Annotated in this window: 15 protein-coding genes, 7 tRNA genes and 1 riboswitch; all 22 genes read right to left on the reverse strand. The window is 51.2% G+C overall.

The genetic code is table 11. The features are described from left to right. Positions 1 to 191: 191 nt before the first annotated feature. The 22 genes from B5F07_RS05585 to glf all read right to left on the reverse strand — a co-directional run bounded on the left by B5F07_RS05585 (position 192) and on the right by glf (position 19,654). Positions 192 to 1,463 (reverse strand): recombinase family protein, encoded by a 1,272-nt coding sequence (locus B5F07_RS05585; RefSeq protein WP_087160292.1) that lies wholly within the window; start codon positions 1,461 to 1,463, stop codon positions 192 to 194. 2 nt (positions 1,464 to 1,465) lie between these two features. After that, a complete protein-coding gene (locus B5F07_RS05590; RefSeq protein WP_087160293.1) occupies positions 1,466 to 2,797 on the reverse strand; it encodes a recombinase family protein in 1,332 nt (443 codons plus the stop codon). 1,351 nt (positions 2,798 to 4,148) lie between these two features. Beyond that, positions 4,149 to 4,229: transfer RNA gene (locus B5F07_RS05600), tRNA-Leu, on the reverse strand. A 50-nt stretch (positions 4,230 to 4,279) separates the two neighbouring features. Further along, positions 4,280 to 4,352: transfer RNA gene (locus tag B5F07_RS05605), tRNA-Lys, on the reverse strand. Between the two features lie 30 nt (positions 4,353 to 4,382). Continuing rightward, positions 4,383 to 4,454 (reverse strand) — tRNA-Gln (locus B5F07_RS05610). 51 nt (positions 4,455 to 4,505) lie between these two features. Continuing rightward, a tRNA-His gene (locus tag B5F07_RS05615) sits at positions 4,506 to 4,579 on the reverse strand. Positions 4,580 to 4,586: 7 nt separating this feature from the next. Next, positions 4,587 to 4,660, reverse strand: a tRNA-Arg gene (locus tag B5F07_RS05620). Between the two features lie 49 nt (positions 4,661 to 4,709). Next, positions 4,710 to 4,780, reverse strand: a tRNA-Gly gene (locus B5F07_RS05625). Positions 4,781 to 4,786: 6 nt separating this feature from the next. Then, positions 4,787 to 4,861, reverse strand: a tRNA-Pro gene (locus B5F07_RS05630). A 117-nt stretch (positions 4,862 to 4,978) separates the two neighbouring features. Continuing rightward, the gene (locus B5F07_RS05635) at positions 4,979 to 5,458 is read right to left on the reverse strand and encodes a metallophosphoesterase family protein (RefSeq protein WP_087160295.1); all 480 of its coding nucleotides are present in this window, start codon (positions 5,456 to 5,458) and stop codon (positions 4,979 to 4,981) included. Continuing rightward, positions 5,455 to 6,069 carry an XTP/dITP diphosphatase gene (locus tag B5F07_RS05640; RefSeq protein WP_087160296.1) on the reverse strand — a complete coding sequence of 205 codons (615 nt, stop codon included), beginning with the start codon at positions 6,067 to 6,069 and terminating at the stop codon, positions 5,455 to 5,457. The genes B5F07_RS05635 and B5F07_RS05640 overlap by 4 nt, the downstream gene beginning before the upstream one ends. Next, the gene (locus tag B5F07_RS05645) at positions 6,066 to 7,232 is read right to left on the reverse strand and encodes a THUMP domain-containing class I SAM-dependent RNA methyltransferase (protein WP_087160362.1); all 1,167 of its coding nucleotides are present in this window, start codon (positions 7,230 to 7,232) and stop codon (positions 6,066 to 6,068) included. Before B5F07_RS05645 ends, B5F07_RS05640 begins: the two co-directional genes overlap by 4 nt. Before the next feature lie 150 nt (positions 7,233 to 7,382). Further along, on the reverse strand, positions 7,383 to 7,568 hold the full coding sequence (locus B5F07_RS05650) for a hypothetical protein (protein WP_087160297.1): 186 nt from the start codon (positions 7,566 to 7,568) through the stop codon (positions 7,383 to 7,385). Positions 7,569 to 7,868: 300 nt separating this feature from the next. Then, entirely contained in the window at positions 7,869 to 8,372 is a 504-nt protein-coding gene (locus tag B5F07_RS05655; protein WP_087160298.1) for a DUF1700 domain-containing protein, read from the reverse strand. Positions 8,373 to 8,516: 144 nt separating this feature from the next. Further along, positions 8,517 to 10,430, reverse strand: a complete 1,914-nt coding sequence (locus B5F07_RS05660; RefSeq protein ID WP_087160299.1) for an ABC transporter permease — start codon at positions 10,428 to 10,430, stop codon at positions 8,517 to 8,519. Then, complete coding sequence (locus B5F07_RS05665) at positions 10,427 to 11,203, reverse strand: ABC transporter ATP-binding protein (RefSeq protein ID WP_087160300.1); 777 nt, start codon at positions 11,201 to 11,203, stop codon at positions 10,427 to 10,429. Before B5F07_RS05665 ends, B5F07_RS05660 begins: the two co-directional genes overlap by 4 nt. Before the next feature lie 82 nt (positions 11,204 to 11,285). Beyond that, positions 11,286 to 12,251, reverse strand: coding sequence for a sensor histidine kinase (locus B5F07_RS05670; RefSeq protein ID WP_087160301.1), 966 nt, complete (start codon positions 12,249 to 12,251; stop codon positions 11,286 to 11,288). Then, positions 12,248 to 12,928: a DNA-binding response regulator gene (locus tag B5F07_RS05675; protein WP_087160363.1), complete on the reverse strand. Its 681-nt coding sequence runs from the start codon at positions 12,926 to 12,928 to the stop codon at positions 12,248 to 12,250. The genes B5F07_RS05670 and B5F07_RS05675 overlap by 4 nt, the downstream gene beginning before the upstream one ends. Positions 12,929 to 13,110: 182 nt before the next feature. Further along, the gene (thiC, locus tag B5F07_RS05680; RefSeq protein ID WP_087160302.1) at positions 13,111 to 14,415 is read right to left on the reverse strand and encodes a phosphomethylpyrimidine synthase ThiC; all 1,305 of its coding nucleotides are present in this window, start codon (positions 14,413 to 14,415) and stop codon (positions 13,111 to 13,113) included. 121 nt (positions 14,416 to 14,536) lie between these two features. Beyond that, a riboswitch (TPP riboswitch) is annotated at positions 14,537 to 14,646 on the reverse strand. 266 nt (positions 14,647 to 14,912) lie between these two features. After that, positions 14,913 to 17,072, reverse strand: coding sequence for a hypothetical protein (locus B5F07_RS05685; protein ID WP_087160303.1), 2,160 nt, complete (start codon positions 17,070 to 17,072; stop codon positions 14,913 to 14,915). Beyond that, positions 17,059 to 18,273 (reverse strand): hypothetical protein, encoded by a 1,215-nt coding sequence (locus B5F07_RS05690; protein ID WP_087160304.1) that lies wholly within the window; start codon positions 18,271 to 18,273, stop codon positions 17,059 to 17,061. Before B5F07_RS05690 ends, B5F07_RS05685 begins: the two co-directional genes overlap by 14 nt. A 283-nt stretch (positions 18,274 to 18,556) precedes the next feature. Beyond that, positions 18,557 to 19,654 carry a UDP-galactopyranose mutase gene (gene glf / locus B5F07_RS05695; RefSeq protein WP_087160364.1) on the reverse strand — a complete coding sequence of 366 codons (1,098 nt, stop codon included), beginning with the start codon at positions 19,652 to 19,654 and terminating at the stop codon, positions 18,557 to 18,559. Between the last annotated feature and the right edge of the window lie 76 nt (positions 19,655 to 19,730).

The raw sequence follows: 19,730 nt of genomic DNA on the forward strand, positions 1-19,730 counted from the left end.
TACACTTTACGAATATGTGCGTTCACTTTGTTCACGACCCTTTCTATGCATATCTTGCACTGCGCTATATCGCACTGCTACATATCAATTTTATTATAGCAGTGCGATATATGTTTGTCAACTTAATATTCAGGTAAGAATAATACCGCAGGTTGCCCCGCGGCATTGCTACTTGTAGAGTGTTAGTGGCTTTAGAGCGCAACCTTCACAATCCTGCCATCCGTTAAGGCGAAGATCAGGTGGCCACCCCGGCAGACCTTGACGGACTCTACCAGCTCGTTCCATTTTTCGTCGGTATAGACGGGGTTTGGATCGCCGCACTTTTGCAGCATCTTCTCGAAGGCCGCTTTGATTTCCTCATCCCGAAGTCTTGGAGAATCGCAGGCCTTATCGCCATCGTATTTATGGTTACAGTACCAGACATTATAGCGTTCGCCTGTGCTGCGCAGCCGCCAGACTTTATGCCCATAGAAAGCGCCGCAGTCGCCACAGACGAGCTTCCCGGCAAACGGATGCTTCGTGCGCACTTTTGCCCGGCGCTTGGCGGACTTTGCCAACATCGCCTGCACCCGGTCAAAAACCTCTGGTTCTATAATCGGCTCATGAGAGTTGTGCACCCGGACGGATGGCACCTCACCATTGTTTTTCCGGACTTCTTTAGTGAGATAGTCTACAGTAAAGGTTTTCTGGAGAAGTGCCTCACCTTTGTATTTCTCGTTACTGAGAATACTGCGGACAGTACTGACGCTCCATTTGGTTCTGCCTGCTGGCGTCAGGACACCCATACTCGTCAGGATGGCGGCAATCTCATTGATGGTCTTGCCGGATAGAAATAAGTCATAGATTTTGCGGATAATGGCGGCTTCTTCTTCCACAATCTCCGGCCTGCCGTCCGCGCCCTTTTTATAGCCGAGGAAACGTGAGTAGGCCAGGGACACTTTCCCATCCCGCATGCTTTTCTGCTTGCCCCAGCGGACGTTCTCGCTGATGGAACGGCTTTCTTCCTGGGCAAGAGAGCTCATGATCGTGAGCATCATCTCACACTTCGGGTCAAAGGTATGTAAGTTCTCTTTCTCGAACCTCATCTCTACGCCTACTGCCTTGAGCTCCCGGACGGTTTGAAGTGTATCTACTGTATTCCGGGCGAAACGGGAGATGGACTTGGTCAGGATAATATCGATGCCGCCCTTCAAAGCAAGATCGATCATCCGGTTGAAGTTTTCCCGGTTCTTGGTATTGGTGCCGGTAATACCGCGATCCGCAAACACTTCTACAAACTCCCAATCAGGATTGCTTTTAATGTGACGGGTGTAGAAATCCACCTGCGCCTCATAACTGGATTGCTGCTCGTCCTGTTCCGTAGAAACCCGGGCATAGGCGGCGACCCGCTTTTTACGGGTTGCCACGGATAGCGGCTGTTGCTGCAGTGTTTTGGTTGCCGCTATAATCTCTATTTCTGGCATACTTATGATTTTCCCTCCTTCCTGTATCGCATTAATGCTTTTTGTCGTGCTGCCTCGCGCATCTCATCTGTCCAGCTCAGCCTGCGGGACTGATGTTTCCAGAATACGTTCACTGAGGAGCTATTCCTTAGCTCAAAAATCAGGTGATTATGTTCTGGAACCATGATGCGGGAGATATGTTCCTGCACTATGGTTTGGTTTATTTCCGGTAGTCCTAAGACTTCTTTGGTTTTCTCGATCAGTATGGTCTCCGGTATCCGTTGGGAATGGCAGACAGCCTTCCCGCATCTGTCATATTGGCAACAGATCCAGACTGGCCGGTCGCCGCTTTTGGCGTTGGTGTATTTTCTGATGTAAGCACTTCCGCAGCAGCCGCACACAATCAGGCCAGAGAATAGTTTCTGGCTATTGTCGTGGTTGGGATTTCTGTGCGCCATAATCTCTCTTTGGCGAGCGCTGCGGCGGGCAATTTCTTGCTGGACAGTCTCAAATGTCTGCCTGTCGATGATTGCTTCATGGCTGTTCCTGATATATACCTTGCGGAGCTCTCCCGTATTTTTTCGCTTCTTCTTGGTGCGGAAATCCTCACAGAAGGTCTTTTGCAGCAGCAGGTCACCGGCATATTTTTCATTAAGCAAAATGTTTCTGACAGATGCGACAGACCAGGTGCCACCAAAGTAGGCTGGGATGTGCTGTTCAATTAGTGATCTGGCGATTTTGCTGTAGCCCATACCGGAAAGGTAGAGCCGAAAAATCTCTTTGACAATCTCCGCTTCTTCCGGCACGACCTCGAACTTCTCACCCATTAAACGATAGCCAAAAGTGTGGCCTCCGGCAGGTTTGCCCTGATTGTATAGTTTCTGGATACGCCACTTCTGATTCTCACTGGCTGACCGGGCTTCTTCCTCGGCGTACATTGCAAGAAGCGTCAGAAGCAGTTCTCCGTCTGAGCTGATGCTGTGCATGTCCTCCTTCTCAAAGTAGCAGTCTATGCCCAGTTTCTTAAGTTCCCGGATTGTCTCCAGCAGGATGACTGTATTCCGGGCAAAACGGGTCACCGATTTGGTGATCACAAGATCGATCTTACCCTCCCGGCAGTCCTGCAGCATATGCTGGAACTCCGGGCGGTGGATTGTCGTACCGGAAATCCCGTTATCTGAGTAGATGGCCACCAGCTCCCAGTCCGGGCGCGCCGCAATATAATTCTGGTAGTATTCCGTCTGGGCTTCCAGTGAGTGGAAAGCGGCATCCTTATCGGAAGAAACCCTGGCATAGGCTGCCACGCGGGTGAGCTTAGGCTTCTTCGGACTAGCCGGTATTTCTTCAATACGCATATCTTTTTACCTCCTGCCACCATTCATCACTCTCTTGCCCGGAGAAGTCAAGTCCTGATTGCCGTAACTTTCCGGTTTTCCCGATACCATTTGGTGCGACAATAGTCTGAGCAAAAGAGCGCTCCTCGCCGCTTCGTTTCCGGCAATGGTTTATGGCAATAGCGACAGAGCGGGGCGTTCTGCTTTTCCGCCTTAGTCTTCCGCGCCCCACTGGCCGCAAACCCTTTGCGCTGACAGATGGACTTTACCGTATTGGGGGATAGTCCTAACTCCCGGCCAATAAAGCTGTAGGGGTAGTTCTCCCGCCGCAGTGCGGCAATCTGTTCTAACTGTTGTTCTGTCATGGTTCTCCTCATACTTATAGTGCTCCTTTCCTTTGTTAAGGTGTCCGGAAAAGACCGCTTCTTAAAGCCGCTCCGGCGCGCTGGTCAGGGGTAGACTCCCTGTAAACAGGGAGAAAGTCGTTTCCCAGAAATCTGGCGGTCGGCGCAATTTCCTGATGCTTTCTGCTTATGTTCTCTTCCCGATGCGTCAGGCGGTCGGTCATAGGCTTCCTGCTGCTTACCGCTCTTTTCTTTCTGCCGATGGGTGCTTTATAAACCTGGCAGCTACGCTGCTTATGCTGATATTGCCATTTTGTGCCATATGTACACACTCCTTTCTGTGATTAACCTGCCCTGATTAAAGCACATTTTACAGATGTAACAAGGGCTTTTTTTAGCCTTAAAATGAGCGATCGGACGCCTGGGCGAAAAGAATAACAGGGGTAGAAAATTTGACATTTTGCAGGCGAGTGGCTCTTAACAAAAGTTGAAAAATCTGACGCCGATGTTTAAATATCGACTGTCCTTACTTTTGCCTTTCTATTTGATATAAGACAGAATGGAATACTTTGAGTATGATTTTATTGGATATTTTCTCCAACTTCCTGAAAAAAAAGAAAAAAACACACCCGTAGGTGTGCCAGCGTGACAGTGTATTCCTTTGTTGCTACCATCAAAGCCACCAACAACTACCCAGCAGCCACGCAACGGACAGAGAAGCCGTCATAGCGATAGCCGACGTAGCTATCGTTAACATTGTCCGAGTAGAAGTACAAGCTGCAAGCGTAACTAGAACCATTGGGAGCAGACGACCGATAGTAGCCGTAGGACCCCGCATTGTTCAGTGAACTATTGTAGAGGTCGCCGCCGCGCAGAAGGTAGTGATTGAGTAGGATGATCATAATTATAAAATGGTGCAAAACTTTTTGTCCGTATTATCTACAATGAAATTTGGCGCAAATATGTCATAATATGATATACTTTAGGAAGTGGCGTTAGTGATATCCATAGACGACGTCACAACACAATGCGGATAACAGGACTTGAACCTGCACGTCAAGGACACCAGAACCTAAATCTGGCGCGTCTGCCAATTCCGCCATATCCGCATATTATGAAAAAAGCGGATCTTCTGTACCCAGAAGATTCGCTTTTCCAGTGAGCGTGCGGGGATTCGAACCCCGGACAACTTGATTAAAAGTCAAGTGCTCTACCACCTGAGCTACACGCCCTTATTTTTCTTTCCGGCTCACCCGGTAAAACTGGGCTAGCTGGATTCGAACCAGCGAATGCAGGAGTCAAAGTCCTGTGCCTTACCGCTTGGCGATAGCCCAATAGAGACTTATGTCTGACACTGCATGCCAGTATGAATATAAAAGAAAAAGGGTGGATAGTGGGACTCGAACCCACGACATCCAGAACCACAATCTGGCGCGCTAACCAACTGCACCATATCCACCACAAAACGAGCCTGGGGGGATTCGAACCCACGACCTACGGCTTAGAAGGCCGTTGCTCTATCCAGCTGAGCTACAGACTCGTATCAAAAAGCCCTGCTTCCAAGGCATCCCTGCAATATCCTGCAGGAAAGCGGGTGATGAGAATCGAACTCACGTATCCAGCTTGGAAGGCTGGTGTTCTACCATTGAACTACACCCGCACATTATCGGGGTGACAGGATTCGAACCTGCGACCTCCTGGTCCCAAACCAGGCGCTCTAGCCAAGCTGAGCCACACCCCGGAATATCGCTCCTACGTTTTCCTGTCTAACCCGTAGCGCAAGGTATATTATATTACAGCATTCTCCACTTGTCAACAACTTTTTTATATTTTTATTTTTTCCCCGATTTTCCTTATTTTACAGATACTTCTGTTCGAATTTTGCCATACCTTCCCCGTCGATCTCCATGATCATATAACTGCCTTTTCTGCCTTCCTGGCGCGGGAACGACAGGCTGCCCGGATTGAGCACGGTAATCCCGTCTTTTTCTTCGAAAAAGGGCCGATGGGTATGGCCGAACATGACGATGTCCGCCTTTCTCGCCTTTCCTTCCTCCCTGACATATTCCGGATCAAGAGAGACATAATAGGCATGACCGTGGGTAATAAACACCCGGTATTTTCCAATATAGAACTCTTCCTCCCTCGGCAGGTCGGAGAAAAAATCATTGTTGCCCCTCACAATATGCTTCTCACAGTCAACCACTGCATTCAGATAGCCTTCGCCGCCCTCAACATCGCCGAGATGAACGAACATGTCGATCTCCCCCGCAGCTTCCAGGGCCCGGTCAAGAGCCGTATGCCGTCCGTGGGTATCGCTGACAATCAATACTCTCATAACTCTTCCTCTCTGAGTTTCTCCTCCAGTATCTTCTTCATTGCGCGGAGCGCCTTTCCCCTGTGACTCAGCAGATTCTTCTGCTCCGGGCTCATCTCCGCAGTCGTGCATCCGTATTCCGGCACGTAGAAAATCGGATCGTAACCGAACCCGTTCTCCCCTGCAATCTCATGGGCGATCCTGCCCTCAATAGTCTCCCTGACGGTAGACGCGGTTCCATCCGGGAACACTGCCGCCACCGCACAGACGAATCTGGCAGTCCGTTCCTCATCCGGCACGCCCTCCAGACGGTCGAGGAATATGCGGTTTTTCACATCATAGGAGGTATCCTCCCCTGCAAACCTGGCGGAATAGATTCCCGGCGCCTTGTCCAGATAATCAATCTCAAGCCCGGAATCATCGGCAAGCACGATATCGCTTGTCAGGACTCTGGACACGGCTCTTGCCTTGATCTCCGCGTTCTCCTCAAAGCTCATTCCGTCTTCCACGATCTCCACATCCACTCCCGCTTCTTTCATGGAAAGGATCTCCATCCCCAGATCAGCCAGGATCATGCGGATCTCTTTCATTTTATTTTCATTTCCTGTAGCAAATATAATTCTTCTTTTCATTTCTCTGTACCTTCTGTCTTCTTCTGTCTCGGCGGTCTGGGGCCTGAAAACTGGTAGAAATACGTCTTCAGCATCCCATTGTATATCTTTCTGTTTTTGTCGGCCTTCCGCCCGAAATACCGCTCCGCTTCTTCGTAACTGGTAATCATATAGGCAGACCAGGAGTCAAGCCTCCGGAAACTCTCTCCGAACTCCCTGTAGAGCCGGGGAAGCGCCTCCTTCTCCTCCAGTCTCTCCCCATAGGGAGGGTTAGTGATGATAAAGCCGTATTTCTTCGGATGGCTCAGATCCTTCACCGCTCTCTGCTGAAAATGAATCAGATGATCCACCCCTGCCTCCTGTGCATTCCTGCGCGCCGTCCTGATGACATCCCCGTCGATGTCATATCCCTGGATATCCGTCTCAACCCGGTCGTCAATCAGATCCTGCGCTTCGTCAACAGCGCTGTACCACAGCTTCCTGTCCATCAGATTCGTCCAGTTCTCCGCCGTAAAGTTCCGGTTCATCCCCGGCGCAATATTTGCCGCCATCATTGCCGCCTCTATGGGAAATGTACCGCTCCCGCAGAAAGGATCCACCAGTATCCGGTCCTTCTTCCATGGAGTCAGCATAATCAGCGCAGCCGCCAGATTCTCGGCAATCGGAGCCTTTCCCGCCGCCGGACGGTATCCCCTCTTGTGAAGGGAGACACCGGTGGTATCGAGCCCCACCGTAACGGTATCTTTCTTCAGAAATACCCGGAGCGGATAGGAGGCTCCGCTCTCTTCAAACCACTGCATGTGATAAACGCCCTTAAGGCGCTCCACCATGGCCTTCTTCATGATAGACTGAATGTCCGAAGGGCTGAACAGACGGCTTTTCACCGACGCTGCCTTCGCCACCCAGAACTTTCCGTCTTTCGGAATATAATCTTCCCACGGAATCGCCTTCGTCCGCTCGAAGAGTTCCTCAAACGTCACTGCACGAAAACTTCCCACTTTCAGGAGTATTCTCTCCGCAGTACGCAGAAAGACATTGGCTCTGCAGCCGGCTTCCATGCCTCCGCGAAACGTCACTCTTCCGTCTTCTACCTGCACAATCTCATACCCCAGGTCCTGGATCTCTCTTTTCAGCACAGATTCCAGACCGAAATGGCAGGGTGCAATCCACTCTGTCTTTTCCATAAATACCATTCGTCCCCTTAATTTCTGTCTGTATCCATATTACACTAAAAAAAGTGCAGAGTAAAGTTCAAACTTCACTCTGCACCCATTTACAGTTCTCCTCTTTGTCATGCGCGGAACTTTTTCCCGGGAGAAATGTGTTCCGGCAGACTAATAGCGGTCAGACTCGTCGTAAGCGTCCATATTTTTTCCGCAGTTTTTGCTGTTTGAAGTACTGTTCTTACTGGAGTTTTTGTTTTTGCCCTGCTCGTCTGCACGGGATGAGTAGGAGCTGTTGTTCATATTCTTGTTTGCGTTTCTGTTTGAATTGTTTGTGTTGCTGTAATTCTTTGCCATGAGTAATTTCCCTCCTGTTTTTTTGGTACAGTGTTATTGTGTCTTACTCCCGGCTTTTTTATTCACACATTTACACAAACTTTTCTTTACTATTTTTTATTTTTTGCTTGCTTTTTCCAATTTGATATATTATACTATCTTGTGTAGAGAGGTTACTTTCTACAACCCCTTATTAATTATTTATACTCCCCTCAAAAGACCGATGGCTCCCCCATCGGTCTTTTACTTTTTTCTTTTAACAGCTTTTGCTCTTTATTTTCCCTCGCAAATGCGCAGAAGATGCACAGAAGGGCAGTCCGTCTACCGCGGACCGCCCCGTCTGTTCCCGCTGATGAGCCGGATCACAATAAGAATCACCACTACAGGTATCACAAGAGGCGCCAGAAGCCGGAAAATTCCCATCGCCACGGCAATCACCACCACAAAGAACAGAAGAATACACAGAACGAGAAGGAATTTCTTCCACCAGGTATCGAATCCGAATACATGGAACGCATTATTTCCCTGCCGCTCCTGCCCTTGCCCGCCGGTTCCCTGTGTTCCGCCTGAACGCTGTGTATATGCATCTTCATAAACGCCGTCGTATACCACCGACGAGTCGGTTCCGTCGCTGGCATCGATAATCGTCCGGGCGATGGCCCAGGGATCCCCCAGAGCCTCAAGAACTTCCTCTTCCGTCTTTCCCCTGTGTATCTCATCCAGAATATACTGATTATAATAGTTAAGATTCTCCTGAACCGCCCCGGGGCTTAAAGTTCCTCTTAGCGCTTCTTCCAGGCGCCGCAAAAATTCTTCCCTGGTCATATTTCCCTCCTTCCGGCATCACGGACGGGCACTGCCGGAATTCTGTCCGGGCAGCCCGCCCTCTTTCCCTGCCGTCACGCCCTTAGGATAGCATACCGGGACAGACTTTTCAAAACATTTCTGATCTTTTTTCCGTTTTGTCCCCTATTTTTCTTTCCCGATCGCCTTATTCCTGTATCCCGTCAGAGAAATAAGGTAGATCACGGTGAATACTGCCAGAATAAACAGCGTGCTGACCACATTTACCTTCCAGAGATCTTCCCGCATCACATTACCCAGCGCCCGGATCGCAAAGACAGAACTTACCGTCATAAAGACAAAGGGACAGTAGTAGGTGAACCGGATCTCCTGTTTTGCCGATTTCTGCAGGGTCTTCTCCGGTATACCGATTTTTTTCAGGATCACATAACGCTGCCGGTCCTCGGCGGCGTCATTGCCCACTTTCAGGAAAATGATGCTTCCCGCCGCCAGGATCAGTGTCACAAACAGGAATACGCACAGGGAATAGGTCACACGGATATAGGCATCCTCACCTTTTTCGGGATAAATGATATTAGTTCCCACGATATATGCGCCGTCCTCCGTCTGCTGTGCAAGAGACCGGATATAATCTGCGGAGGCGTCGATATCCTTCACCTTGAAATTATAGAGCAGCATCTCCGCCCCGTCCGGCCGATACTTCTCATAATCCTCATCCCGGAGGACATAGAATGACATTGACCACTGAACATCTCCCAGATAAGCGGTCTCATCCTTTCCTGCAATCTCATATGCCGCATCTCCAATCGTCACTTCTGTATTATCCGTCGCCATACTCATGAGAATCACATGATCCAGATCAATGACCTGCCCTTTCTCCAGATCCGGATGGTTCCACTCCAGTCCTGTCTCTTCTGCAACCGCCTTAATCTGAGACTCTGACACAACCCCATACGCCGCATTTGCATACTTTTCCGCATGGAATACTTCGTTGGGAAGGATAAGCACACGGGCCTCGGAAGAATATTCCACTTCATTTGCACCGTTTTCCTCGATTCCCCGGACGATCTCCTCCCGGTCAAGCTCCGGTCCGTAGCTCACCACCTGATAGGAATAGGTTTCCTGGAAACGGACGATCCTGTCGTAGCGCTGGTTCAGGGCGATCGCGGCTCCGAGCACGGTAACGGACGCCGTCATCAGCACCGTGACCATAGCATACATGCGGTAGTTTTTCCGGATGCGGAAGGAGAGGCTGTTCACCCACAGAGTCCGTTCCTTCTTATACAGAAATTTCTTATTTTCGCACATTTTCCGCACAGCAAAAGGAATTACCCCGTCATAAGCCAGGTAGATTCCCGCAATCACCAGGACGACTGCCGCCACGGCATACAGGAAAGACGAGATCTCCCCCGTCTCAAGGGCACACCAGTATCCGGCGGCCAGGGCAATAACGCCAAGAACCGTCTTCACCGCGGAAACCGCTCCGGACTTCGTCTCTTTTTCCTTTTTCCGGGCGCCGGTCAGAAGAGCGAGCACGCTGCTCCTGACAATAGAAACATACCCCTTTATAATCATGAAACCGTAGATCAGCCAGAACACTGCCGTTGTGACCAGCACCGGCGTGAGACTGAAGGAAAACCGGATATCCACACTGATCTCTGACATTTTCAGCAGAATCATCTGAAACAGCTTGGAAAAACCGACTCCGGCCGCCAGCCCCGCAATCCAGGCCGCGGCCCCGGTCAGGAACGTCTCAATGGCATACATTTTCCCGATCCGGGCATTGTCAAGCCCCATAAAGATATAGATGCCGATCTCCTTTTTGCGCTGTCCCAGAAAGACATTGGTGGCATACCAGGTGAAGAACAGCAGAAATACGCCAAACACAACCGAAGCCGCCTGCACAACTGCATCGATCATTTCTTTGCGCATACTGCGCAGGACATCCAGAGCGTCCGAGTAGATCACATTCTGAAAGTTAAAAAAGATAAATACGGAAAATGCCAGAGAAAGCACAAGCACCCCGTACTCCCTCACGCTTCTGCGGAAGTTGGAAAAGGAAAGCTTTAAAAGGCTCATTCCTGCTCACCTCCCATGGAAATCTGAAGGTCCAGTATCCGCTCGTAAAATGCCTTTCTCTCCTCTTTCTTCACAAGCCGGCAGCGGATCTGGCCGTCTGCCAGAAAATAGACCTGTTTCGCATAGCTCGCCGCATATGCGTCATGGGTAACCATAAGGATTGTCGCATTTCCGGACCGGTTGGCTGACTCCAGGCTGACGAGAAGATCCCGGCTCGAGCGGGAATCGAGGGCTCCGGTGGGCTCGTCTGCGAAGAGAATCTCCGGCTCCGTAACAAGGGCCCGGGCGCCTGCCCCGCGCTGCTTCTGGCCGCCGGAGAGCTGGTAGGGATATTTTTTCAGATGTTCTGTAAGCCCGAACACAGCTGCCATCTTCTGCACCCTGCGCCTCACTTCTGTACTTTTCACGCCGTTCAGGGACAGGGGCAGGGCGATATTGTCCTCCAGAGACATGTTGTCCAGAAGATTATACTCCTGAAAAATGAAGCCGATCTTATCCCTGCGGATCTCCGAGAGTCTTTTGTTCCCCACTTTTTCCAGATTCTCACCGTCCAGAAGGATCTGCCCTCCATCCGGTTTGTCCAGAGTGGAGAGCAGATTCAGAAGGGTTGTCTTCCCCGCCCCGCTGGGACCCATCACGGCAATGAAGTCGCCCGGGAAAATATCCATGCTGATTCCCTTGATCACACGGGTCTCATATCCGCCCCGGCTCCCGAATCCTTTCGTCAGATTTCTGATCTCCAGTATCTTTCTGTCTGTAATATTTCTTTCCATATAGAACTCCTCCTTTACCTCTTCATCGTATCAGAAGGAATCTCATAAATCCTTACGCTCTCCTGACAATCCGGGACGGATTCTAACATTTTTGTGAGGAAAAGGAGCTGTTGTTCCAAAAACTCAGAGTGAATCTTGTCCATTTTCCTTCTTCCGAGTCAGCCTCAATCCGGATACCCAGGCTCTTCGCCGCCTTTCCGGCAAAATACAGTCCCATTCCCGTGGACCGGTAATCTCCGTTTCTCAGATTTCCTCCGGTGTATCCTCTGTCAAAGAGCCAGGGCAGCTCCGCCTCAGCCACTCCCCTGCCGTTGTCCTCCACCACAAGCAGAGTCTCATCCGGAGAAATCCGCTCTGCACGAAAACAGATTTCCGGGCCGTCCTGCTCCCCGTACTCTTCCCGGGACTTTCTGTATTTCACCGCATTTGCCGCAATCTGGTCCAGAATATAGACAAGCCATCTCCGGTCCGTGTATACGGTGCAGTCCCCCAGTTCCATCCTCACGTTGAAATTCTCCCGGATCAGAAAATAGGACTGTCCCTTCACCACTTCCCTCACCGCATCCTCCAGCCTGACCGCACCGTACTGCACATCATTTTCCATGCTTCCCATCTTTCCGTACATGAGCATGGTCCGGAGAAGTCCGCGGATCCGCTCTGTCTCCTGTCTCATTCCCTTCTGCAGATCCCCGTCCGGGTTCCGCCCGTTCATCAGCTCCAGGGCTGCAAGCGGCACCTTCGCCTCGTGGACCCATTTGGAGACATAATCATTCTGCTCCTGCATCTCCTCCCGCAGCATGCGGATCTCTTCTTTTCCGGATTCCAGAGCCGCCTGCATCTCCTGTCTCTTTTCCGACTCTTCTCTAAACCGGATCCGATCGCCTCTGACCAGCATGGCATATGCCGCCAGGTAAAGGGCATCCATATAGAGGACGTCCTGATAATAGACAGCCGAGCTGCACAGATAGAGAAAATACACCGTAAAGAAAAGCGGAAAAAGCAGCCCTGCCAGAAGCATCCTCCACTTTTCCCGCAAATATTCTTTCATTTCAGATAATACCCCATTCCTTTTTTTGTAAAGATCACTTCCCGTCCGCCCGAGATCTCGTGCAGTTTGTTCCTCAGTCTTGAAACCAGTACGGTCAGGGAGGCGTCCGTGACAAACTCATCCGTATTCCAAAGCGCCTGCATAAGCTGTTCCCTTGTCACCACACAGCCCTTTGAGGCAATCAGCACCGACATGATCTTATTCTCCGAACGGGTCAGTTCCCTCTCGCAGTCCGCTCCCTGGCTGTCCGCCCCGTATACCGTTCCGTTTTCATAATACAGGTTGTCTGCAAGATACGTCTTCTCATTTTCCGTATACTCATACGCCCGTCTGAGCATGGAGCGGATTTTTACAAGAAGGAGCTCTGTGTCAAAAGGTTTCTCCACATAGTCGTCCCCTCCCGCTGCCATCCCCATAATCTTGTCCGCATTCTGATCCCTGCTCGAAAGGAACAGCACCGGGACGTTGGACAGCTCCCGGATCTTCCCGCACCAGTAGAACCCGTCATAAAAAGGCAGGTTGATATCCATCAGGACCAGATCTGCCCGGGAGTCGGAGAACTCCTTCTGCACGTTCCGGAAATTCTCCACACTCCGGGCCTCAAAGCCCCACTTCCTGCAGAGGAACTCCAGTTCCCGGGCAAGCGCCAGATCATCTTCCACAATCAGTATCTTCATACGGAGCACCTGTTTTTTCCTTTCCCGCTGCTTCGCGTCCGTGCCTGCAGTACGCCCCTGCAGGCATGGACGGCTGCAATGTGATATACAGCATTTATACGGCTATTATACCCCGTTTTGCCCAAAGGTTTCCATCTCTTTTTCCGTATGTTGCAAAAATGTTAGATATGGCGCTTCCTGTGTTACAGAATATCGATATGTTCCCCTGCCAGGGCCTTGTTCATGCTCCGGACCGCACAGAATTTTCCGCACATGGAACAGGTATCGTCGTGTTCCGGCTTGCGCTCATCACGGATTCTCTTCGCTGTCTCCGGATCAATCGCGCACGCCCACTGCGCCTCCCAGTCCAGATTTCTTCTTGCCTCCGCCATCCTGTCGTCGATCTCCCGGGCGCCTTTTACGCCTTTGGCAATATCAGCCGCATGGGCGGCAATCTTGGATGCGATGATCCCCTGCTTTACATCCTCCAGATTCGGAAGCGCCAGGTGCTCCGCCGGGGTCACATAGCAGAGGAACGCCGCTCCGGAAGCCGCCGCAATGGCGCCGCCGATTGCAGATGTGATATGGTCGTAGCCCGGTGCAATATCCGTCACCAGAGGCCCTAGCACATAGAAGGGTGCTCCCCCGCAGATACTCTGCTGTACTTTCATATTTGCCGCGATCTGATCCATAGGCATATGTCCCGGTCCTTCCACCATCACCTGCACATCCTTCTCCCAGGCACGCTTTGTCAGCTCTCCGAGGCGCACCAGCTCCTCGATCTGACACACATCCGTGGCATCCGCCAGACATCCCGGACGGCACGCATCGCCAAGAGATATGGTCACGTCATACTCTCGGCAGATATCCAGAATCTCGTCATAATATTCATAGAACGGATTCTCCTCCCCGGTCATGCACATCCAGGCAAACACAAGGGAGCCGCCTCTGGATACAATATTCATCTTCCTCTTGTGATTGCGGATCTGATCAATGGTCTTTCGCGTAATTCCGCAGTGCAGTGTCACGAAATCCACTCCGTCCTCCGCATGGAGCCGGATCACATCGATAAAATCTTTCGCGGAAAGCGTGTCCAGGTCTCTCTGATAGTGAATCACAGAGTCATACACCGGGACCGTACCGATCATCGCCGGACATTCATGGGTCAGTTTTCTCCGGAACGGAATCGTATCCCCGTGGGAGGAAAGATCCATGATCGCGTGCGCGCCCATGTTGACCGCCTCCATCACCTTCGCCATCTCCACATCATAGTCCTTGCAGTCTCTGGAGACCCCCAGGTTCACATTAATCTTCGTGCGCAGCATACTCCCCACGCCCTCCGGATCAAGACAGGTGTGGTTCCTGTTCGCACAGATCACCACCTTTCCCGCTGCCACCAGAGGCATCAGTTCTTCCACTGTCATCTGCTCCTTAGCCGCCACCTTTTCCAGTTCCGGCGTCACAATTCCTTTTCTTGCTGCTTCCATCTGTGTTGCATAGTTTCTCATTTTTCATTTCTCCCTTCTGTGCGGGAGCACATCCTGCGAAATAAAAAAAGGTTCCCGCCATCGGGAACCCTGACCGGATCCGGGAACAGACAGACGATAGAAAACCGCCATCTTCCCACGGATATTTTCCGCAAATATGTCCCTACGTTGGCATTATCCAAATCAGGTTCCGGGTCTAAGCATACAGCTTACTCTCAGCCTGCTTTACCGCAAGCTCCCCTTTTTACATTATTCTGCCTGCCAAGTATTATAAAGCATCCGCCGCATCTTGTAAAGGAAAGTCCCGTTCATATTTTGTTCATTTATCATTTAAAAATCTTTCATTTTCTTATCATTCTTTCTTCATTTCTCTAACATATACTATAACCATCAAAGGAAAACAAATAAAAACAAACAAAAAAAGCAAATAAATAAGACGCTAAGAAGTTATTTTGAATAAACTTTTTCATAATACATGCCGGGGACCGAGCCGATCGGTCACCCGGCATCCTCCCTTTTTATGGGGTTTTCTTCTTTTTTCTCCTCCAAACCGCAGCTCCTCCCGCAGCCGCTGCCGCCGCGCAGCACAGTATCAAGGCCGTTTTTCCAACCGGAACCGTACTCTCATCCGCCCTGTCGTTCCCTGTTTTCTCTTCCGCATTCTTTCCGGATGCGTCTGAGCCTGATCCGTTTTCCGTATGTATGATGCCTGAGATAAAGCTCTGCTTTTTTGTAATTTCAAACCGGATCTGTTCCTCTGTCCGGTTTCCGGCATCATCCTCTGCCTGTACTTCCACCAGATGGGAACCGTATCCGCGGATCTCCGTCTGAAAGATTCTGCTGTCAGGACTCAGCCTCTGTGCGCTCCCGTCAATGACAAGTCCAGTCAGACGTTCCCGTTCCCCGTCCACCCATACATTCAGCTCCACTTTTTCTTCATACGTCTCTCCTTCTGCGGCGCCGCTGTACTGTATCTTCGGAGGGGTATTGTCAATCGTAAAGATGGCCATGGAGGACGATGTATTTCCTGCCGCATCCTCTGCCTGAACTTCCAGCAGGTGCTTTCCTTCTTCCGTGATCCTCGTCCCCGAAAGATAGATTCTCCCGTCCATAGTCATCCGGCAGGTATATTCCGTAAAGTCCCCGATCATCTCCTCAATGCTGTAATTCCACTGAAAGAACGGGATATACGCGCCGTTCTGCTGCCCGACATAGCGGATCACCGGGCTCCGGCTGTCGATTGTAAAGGTTATTTTCTTTTCCGTGCGGTGTCCGGCCGCATCCGCCGCCGCAAAGACACATTCATAAATCCCGTCCTCCGTAAATTTTACTTCCGCCAGCTGTCCCTCTCCGCTCTTTTTCCAGACCACTTCACCGTTTTGGATATACTCTGACGTTTCTCCATTTACATTCGTGTGCATCACTGTTACCGTGCAGAGTTCCAGAAGATTTTCATCTTCCGCCGCAATCAGTGCTGCGGCCTGACTGGCCGTAATCATCCTGTCATGGATTCCAGAGACTTCAAGCACCGGAGCTGCCCGGTCAATATAAATCTTCTCTGTCTTCACTGCAGTATTTCCTGCCCGGTCTGCCGCATGCACGGTAATCATTACGGGGCTGCCCTGCACTGAACTCCGGTCGATCTGAAATTCCATACTTCCCGAAAGCACGCACCTGTCACCGTCATCCCAGCTCTTTCTTCCTGCGCTCTCTTCTCCTGCATAACAGGTCAGGGAACGAAGCCCGGAGGCGAATCCGTAATCTTCCTCCGAATCCTTTACAAATACTTTGATCTTCGGCGTCTCCTGATGCCATATGTCAAAACCGCCCGATGTCTCTATCCTGATCTCAGGCGCTTTATCCTCACAACAGATCTGCCCGGATATCGTAACATTTCCTGCTGCTCCTGCTCCGTTTACCGCACAGGCCCGGATCTTCCCCTTATATCCCGGACGAACGGGAATCTCCCCGGATGCCCCCGGGATCTCTCCGCCCTCTCCGTTCTCCAGGGCATAGATAATCTTCTCCACGCCAGACACCTCATCCCCGGACACTGCTCTGACCCGAATCTCTGACGAATAATATTTTCCGGCTTCCGAAGCAGAGGGCGGATAAGAGAAAGAGACCTCCGACGGAGGAGTCCTGTCCAGAAGAATCGTTCTTGTTTCTCCGGAAAGCACCTGCCCGTCCCCGCTGCTTACCGTGCGGACGGAAAGAATATTTTCCCCGTCCTCCCAGACCCCGCCGTCCAGTGTCACAGTATATACCAGATCCGTTTCTTCCGGCGTTTCCGCCTCCCCGGATTCCGCCGGCTCCCGCCCCAGTTCTCCATGTATTTTCTTTCCGGAAGGCGTCTCCAGCATATACTCGGTAAAAATATCCTTGCCCGTCTGCCGGATGGTCACTTCCGGGCTGCTCCGGTACCAGCCGTTATTTCCGTCCGGCGCCGGGCAGACAATCTCAACCTGCGTCTCTGCAGGTTCTGCCGGATCTGTCTGTTCCATCCCGTGCTCCCCGGTCTTTTCCTCCGCCAGCACAGACTTCCCGTACAGTATGGCAACAGCCGCACACAGCAGTACCGCCGGAACTAAAAAGTATTTTTTGCCGCCTGGTCTCTCCCGGTTCTTCCGCTCCCTGCTCTGTCTCTCTCTACTCTGTCTCTCTCTACTCCGCCGCATCCGTCTGCACCTCCCCGCTTTCCAAAGCCCGGTACTGTTGGATCCGTTCCGTCACCGTCTGTGATTCTCCGACTCTTTCCAGGACTTCCTCTCCGGTCAGCACAGCCTGGGCATACATTCCCGCTGCGGCCTCCAGTTCCATCTTGCGGATGCCGGCCTGCTCGATCATCCCGCTCCGGTCCTCAACCTCAATCAGCCTCCGGTACGCCCGGATGGCATTTTCCGCCATCTCTTCCCGCTCATAGGCAGCTGCAAGGGCGCGCAGCGTCTTCTGCTCCAGTTCTTTTCCCGCCAGAAGAACCTCCTGATTGCCCTGAGACGTATTTTCCAGAAGGGCAGCATCCAGAGCTGCGGCCGTCTCCTGAACCAGCTCCGGGAGCGCCGCCGGATCTGTCCCGTCCGGATCCCTTTCCTCCCCCTGTTCCCCGGAAACGAAGTCCGGCATTTCCTGTGCCATTTCCGGTTCTTCCGCTGTCGCTTCTGCTCTCTCTTCTGATCTCGCTTCTGCTGTCTCTTCCGCCGCCTCTGCCCGTTCCGCCTGTCCGTTGCGGTATTCCTCCATAAATATGCCGCAGGACACCGCACAAAGAAGAAGAACTGCCGCTGTTCCAAGCGCGATCACCCGCCCCTTTCCTTTCACCGCAGCTCTTCTCTCCGAGAATACGGGCAGTTCATCCAGGGCCTGTCTGACATCTTCATACCTCTTTTTTTCATTTACCGTACAGCGGTCTATAAACCGCATCAGACACATTTCCTCCCGTCTGGTCAGAGGCGGAGACACATGCGTACAGGCAAGCATAAACTGCACCGTCCGTCCGAATCCGAACAGATCACCTCCTGTTCCCCTTCGCCCTGCATCCAGGGCTGGTTTCACAAAATGGGCGCGGACTGCCCTCTGCTGCATCCTTTTCAGGATAAAGTCATTCTCCGGTGAATCCGGATCCAGCAGAAGCAGTCGGCCCTCCTCGGACACAAGGATGCTGTAAGGATTCAGATAGCGGTAGGGCTGCCCCTTTCTGCATCTCCGGTACTGGTCCAGGCTTGTCCCGATCTGCATGAACCACCCGAAAAGGACAGACTTCTCCACCTGCGGGCTGTCTCTCAGGTAATAGATCAGTATCGTTCCCTGTACATAGTCCATGCTCTGCCTGCACTGACTCCCGTGCTCGATAAACCTTAAAACTTCATACATTTCTCCCATATGTCGTTTCCCGGCTGCGATATTTCTCTCCGGCGTATCCCCGTACCGCCGTCAGATGATGCAATGTTACCAGTTATATTGAAATCATCAGAACCTGATGCTGAATAAAATATAGAACCCGAAGTCTGATATGTCGATCAGAGTATCTGTATCTTACCCGAATACAGAGAAAAAATCAATTATATTTTTATAAACATATGTAAAATTACCATAAATTTGCAGACGTGAAAACATCCGGCAGGCTTCGGGATCTGCTCCCACCGCCCCGCCGGATGTCCGACTCTTACATTTTTTCCAGCTGCTCCAGCGCTGCCGCCACGACTTTATCCATATCATAATACCGGTAGCTGCCAAGCCTTCCTCCGAAGATCACATTTTCCTCCTTACCGGCAAGTTCCCGATATGCTTCATAGAGGGCATTGTTCTTCTCGTCATTGACCGGATAGTAGGGTTCCATGCCAACGCTCCACTCGGAGGAGTATTCCCTGGAGATCACGGTCTTCTCCTGGGTACCGAACTCAAAGTGCTTGTGCTCGATGATGCGGGTGTACGGCACCTCCCTGTCCGTATAGTTTACAACTGCATTTCCCTGATAGTTGCTGCAGTCCAGCACTTCCGTCTCAAAGCGGACACTGCGGTATTCCAGGGCTCCCAGGCGGTATCCGAAATACTCGTCGATCATTCCGGTAAAGATGATCTTGTCCGCGATATCCGGCTCTTCTTTTCTCAGTTCAAAGAAGTCCACACCCGTGCGCACATCCGCCCCGGCGAGCATCTTCTCAACAATCGGCGTATATCCTCCGATGGGGATTCCCTGATACCTGTCGTTAAAGTAATTATTGTCGTAGATAAACCGGAAAGGCAGACGGCGGATGATAAATGCCGGAAGCTCCGTACACTTTCTGCCCCACTGTTTCTCCGTATAGCCTTTGATCAGCTTTTCATATATGTCACGGCCTCCCAGGTAAAGCGCCTGCTCCTCCAGGTTTTTCGGCTCCGTGATCCCGGTCTCCTTTCGCTGGCGCTCAATGATCTCCTTCGCTTCCTGAGGGGTTCTGATCCCCCACATGCGGCTGAATGTATTCATATTAAAAGGAAGATTATACAGCTCATCCCTGTAGACCGCCACCGGGGAATTGATATAATTGTTGAACTCCGCAAACTGGTTCATGTAATCCCAGATTTTCTTATCCGAAGTATGGAAGATATGGGCGCCATATTTATGGACGTGAATCCCCTCGATATCTTCACAGTAAATATTCCCTGCGATGTGGTCCCTTCTGTCGATCACCAGGCAGCTCTTTCCCTGCTTTCCAAGCTCATACGCCATAACAGCCCCGTACAGGCCTGCGCCAACGATCAGATAATCATATTTTTTCATCGAATACCTCTCTCTCCGGCAGTATGTTTCCATCTGCCTGGTTTTTCCTGTATTATCATAACATTTTTTTCTTCCG

The organism is Lachnoclostridium sp. An169, from assembly GCF_002160525.1.
Taxonomy (GTDB): Bacteria; Bacillota; Clostridia; order Lachnospirales; family Lachnospiraceae; genus Mediterraneibacter; species Mediterraneibacter cottocaccae.

Coding starts and splice junctions, on each gene's coding strand:
- B5F07_RS05585 (WP_087160292.1), bottom strand. CDS start 1,463: ATGCCAGAAATAGAGATTATAGCGGCAACCAAAACACTGCAGCAACAG.
- B5F07_RS05590 (WP_087160293.1), bottom strand. CDS start 2,797: ATGCGTATTGAAGAAATACCGGCTAGTCCGAAGAAGCCTAAGCTCACC.
- B5F07_RS05635 (WP_087160295.1), bottom strand. CDS start 5,458: ATGAGAGTATTGATTGTCAGCGATACCCACGGACGGCATACGGCTCTT.
- B5F07_RS05640 (WP_087160296.1), bottom strand. CDS start 6,069: ATGAAAAGAAGAATTATATTTGCTACAGGAAATGAAAATAAAATGAAA.
- B5F07_RS05645 (WP_087160362.1), bottom strand. CDS start 7,232: ATGGAAAAGACAGAGTGGATTGCACCCTGCCATTTCGGTCTGGAATCT.
- B5F07_RS05650 (WP_087160297.1), bottom strand. CDS start 7,568: ATGGCAAAGAATTACAGCAACACAAACAATTCAAACAGAAACGCAAAC.
- B5F07_RS05655 (WP_087160298.1), bottom strand. CDS start 8,372: ATGACCAGGGAAGAATTTTTGCGGCGCCTGGAAGAAGCGCTAAGAGGA.
- B5F07_RS05660 (WP_087160299.1), bottom strand. CDS start 10,430: ATGAGCCTTTTAAAGCTTTCCTTTTCCAACTTCCGCAGAAGCGTGAGG.
- B5F07_RS05665 (WP_087160300.1), bottom strand. CDS start 11,203: ATGGAAAGAAATATTACAGACAGAAAGATACTGGAGATCAGAAATCTG.
- B5F07_RS05670 (WP_087160301.1), bottom strand. CDS start 12,251: ATGAAAGAATATTTGCGGGAAAAGTGGAGGATGCTTCTGGCAGGGCTG.
- B5F07_RS05675 (WP_087160363.1), bottom strand. CDS start 12,928: ATGAAGATACTGATTGTGGAAGATGATCTGGCGCTTGCCCGGGAACTG.
- thiC (WP_087160302.1), bottom strand. CDS start 14,415: ATGAGAAACTATGCAACACAGATGGAAGCAGCAAGAAAAGGAATTGTG.
- B5F07_RS05685 (WP_087160303.1), bottom strand. CDS start 17,072: ATGCGGCGGAGTAGAGAGAGACAGAGTAGAGAGAGACAGAGCAGGGAG.
- B5F07_RS05690 (WP_087160304.1), bottom strand. CDS start 18,273: ATGGGAGAAATGTATGAAGTTTTAAGGTTTATCGAGCACGGGAGTCAG.
- glf (WP_087160364.1), bottom strand. CDS start 19,654: ATGAAAAAATATGATTATCTGATCGTTGGCGCAGGCCTGTACGGGGCT.